We start from the raw sequence: 3,076 nt of genomic DNA on the forward strand, positions 1-3,076 counted from the left end.
AGGCGCAAGAGAGCAGGGTGCGGCGCATGGCGGATTCCTTGTTGTCGTGATTATCGGATCAGGGAAAACGGCAACTGACCTCGGGTTTGTCGTAGCCCAGGCTGTCCATCTCGTTGAAGGGGTGCAGAAAGCCGTCCTGGGGTGACGTACTGACCAGCGCCCGGGGCTGGATGATGGGAATCGGCTGGCGCAACTGGCCGTTCCACGACCGGTAGCTGAGCTTGCGGCCCTTGAACCCGTCGAGGGGCAACTGGTCGCTGATTTCCAGCGTGCGGATCGCCATCGGCTCGGCCTGGCGCAGTTTGCTCACGGCGCTGGCGATACTGCGCACGGCCATCCAGGCTGCGAAATCACGGTCATTCATCCAGCGCCCGGTCAGGGCTTCGAAGCGTTTTTGCAGCTGCGCGGCGCCGTAGGTTTCGACGGTCTTGTGCCAGCCCACCGGGGTCAGGCCCTGGGTGCCGGCGACCGGGCGCGGGTACCAGGTCTGGTAGGGCACGTATTCACCGAAGTCGCCGCGTTCATCGGCCACCAGTACCACGTCGTACTCGGCAGTCTGGGTGAACAGCGGCATATCCGCCTGGGCGCTGCGGCGTTGGTCGTTATCAAAACTCCAGGTTTTTTCCGCCACCAGTTGCAAGCCGAAGCGCTTTGCCCCGCGGCGCAGGGCAGCGGCATAGGCTTGATCGTCCGGGGTCGGGCCGACAATCAGCAGCGCCCGCTGCCATTTGCGCAGCACCAGAAACTGCGCCAGTGCATCGGCGAGCATCGCCCGGCTCGGCAAGGTATGCAGCACGTTCGCCAGGCAATCGGTGGTGCGCAGGCTGTCATCGGGGCTACCGGCGTTGAACAGCAGGCTGTCGGGCAGCGCTGCACTCAATTGGCGCAGGCTGGTGGCGGGGGCATTGACCACAAACAGGCGCAGGCCTTGTTCATGCTGCGCCTTTGCCGCTTCGAGCAAGGCCTCGGGGCTGTCGACACTGGCGCTGACCAGGTTGTAGCCGTGGTTGAGAAAACGCCCGGTGCTGTTGCTGTCGGTGATCGCCAGTTCGGCGCCGCGCAGCCCGGCATCGGTGGGCTCGGGGATGACGTTCGACATTACCGGGCCTGGGTCGGGGCGGTAACCCAGATAGCCGATCCGCACCTGCAAGGGCGCATCGGCGGCCCGGCTCTGGGTGGCCAGGCCGGCGGCGCAGGCAATCGCCAGCAGGTAGATCAGGGCGTAAGGGGCAAGCTGGCGCATAAGGCTCTCCATGACCGTCAGCGCCAGCATAGAAATCCCCTGAGGCTGAGGAAATATGCAGAAAGTACCGGTGGTGTCCATCCGGCGCCTTACTACCAAGGGACTAGGTGGCGACCAMCAAAGCAGCATGGGGTGAGGGCGATACCGTTTCTAAGATGGCTGCCATAGCCTCTGCCAAGAGGTTTTGCGTGCAATCCAGAGGGCATAACAATGACAACAATACGCAACGCCTTGCTCGTGACCGGGCTATTGGCCGGTCTTATCAGCGCAGGTTCCGTGTGGGCCCACGGCAACGTGGTCCCGCAAGCCGTGGCCACCCCGGGGCTGACCCCGATCAAGGACGCCGGCGTGCAGCTCGATGCCGATGGCTGGGCCGCGGTGAACCCGTATCGCACCACCCCGGAACACGACAAGGCAGTGGAAATCGGTGCCTCGGCCTACACCCAGAACTGCGCGGCCTGTCATGGCCTGGAAGCCAAGTCCGGCGGTATCGCCCCCGACTTGCGCATGCTCGATGTCGGTGAGGCGGGCGATGAATGGTTCGCCGAACGGGTGCGCCATGGCGCGGTGCGCGACGGCCGGGTGTACATGCCGAAGATGGCCGACTACCTGAGCCAGGAAGCCTTGTGGGCGGTGCGCACTTATCTGGACACTGTGCACGTCGAGGAGTGACCCATGCGCCTGCTCGCGGTGTTGATCAGCGCTCTGTGGCTGTGCTGCCAGACGGCGCAGGCGCAGGTTCGCAATTACGACGAAATGATCGCCGCCGGGGAGCTGAAGGTGGCGGTCTACAAGGACTTCGCCCCCTACAGCTTTGAACGCGCCGGAAAGCCCCAGGGTGTCGATGTCGAACTCGCCGAGGCCCTGGCCAAGGCGCTCGGCGTGCGCCTGACACTGATCTGGGCACCGGCCGGGGAAAAGCTCGACGACGACCTGCGCGATTACATCTGGCGTGCCAGTGCCTTGCACAACCAGCAGCTGGCCGACCTGATGATGCGCGTGCCTTATGACCGTGACTACGCGCAGAAGCGCAACGAGTTCGGCGAACTGGTCAACGGCCAAGTGGTGATGTTCGGTCCGTACCAGAACGAACAATGGCAGGTGGCCTATGACCGCCGGCGGCTGGACAAGGTCGCCAGCGTCGCGGTGTTCGAGCAACACCCGATTGGTGTCGAAGTCGACAGCGTGCCGTCGTTCTACCTGACCTCGGTGTTCAACGGCATGCTCGCCGGCAAGACCCATCACTATCCCGGCGTGCCCCAGGCCTTTGCCGCGATGAAGGCCGGTGAGGTCGACGCGGTGATGGCCATGCGCGGCGAAATCGACTGGCAGGTCCATGAAGCGGCCGACCCGCAAGTGGCGCTGGCAGAAAACGCCTACCCGAACATGGGCAAGCAGCTCTGGGAGATCGGCATGGCGGTGCACGAAAGCAACCGTCAGCTGGCCTATGCCGTGGACGAGGCGCTCGAAGGCCTGATCCGCGAGGGCTCGGTGAAGACCATCTACGGCCATTACGGCCTGCGTTACGACGTGCCCGAGATGTATCAATAAGGAGCAGGCGATGAAATGGCGAGGGAGTTGTCYGTTGGCCTGCTGGTTAAGCCTGGCGGCACAGGCCGCCGAAATCGATCCCGGCAAAGACCCGGTGCCATCGGTGATGTGGGCCTTCTATCACCAGCAGTTTCTGGGCAATGCGCCGTTCGTTTTCGATGAGCGGGTCAAGCTGCTGGCGCCGCCGTTTGCCGAAGATGCCCGGCAGGTGCCGCTGGAGATCGACGCCCGGGCGTTCAACGGCGAGGTGGTGAAAATTCTCGCCTGGGCCGAGCTGAACCC

General features: G+C 63.9%; 4 protein-coding genes. 3 read left to right on the forward strand and 1 reads right to left on the reverse strand.

From position 1 onward, the window contains the following. Nucleotides 1–58: 58 nt before the first annotated feature. On the reverse strand, nucleotides 59–1,243 hold the full coding sequence (locus tag ACXRVY_RS21955; RefSeq protein WP_457266187.1) for an ABC transporter substrate-binding protein: 1,185 nt from the start codon (nucleotides 1,241–1,243) through the stop codon (nucleotides 59–61). A 210-nt stretch (nucleotides 1,244–1,453) separates the two neighbouring features. On the opposite strand from ACXRVY_RS21955, the gene pedF reads away from it, so the two are divergent. From pedF to ACXRVY_RS21970, 3 genes are all read left to right on the forward strand, one after another. Then, complete coding sequence (gene pedF / locus ACXRVY_RS21960) at nucleotides 1,454–1,915, forward strand: cytochrome c-550 PedF (protein WP_223461921.1); 462 nt, start codon at nucleotides 1,454–1,456, stop codon at nucleotides 1,913–1,915. A gap of 3 nt (nucleotides 1,916–1,918) precedes the next feature. Continuing rightward, entirely contained in the window at nucleotides 1,919–2,794 is an 876-nt protein-coding gene (locus ACXRVY_RS21965) for a substrate-binding periplasmic protein (RefSeq protein ID WP_457266186.1), read from the forward strand. Between the two features lie 10 nt (nucleotides 2,795–2,804). Beyond that, nucleotides 2,805–3,076 (forward strand): thiosulfate oxidation carrier protein SoxY (locus tag ACXRVY_RS21970; RefSeq protein ID WP_458238228.1); only part of this gene is annotated, 272 nt, incomplete at its 3' end.

This window comes from Pseudomonas sp. P5_A2_2 (assembly GCF_054177685.1).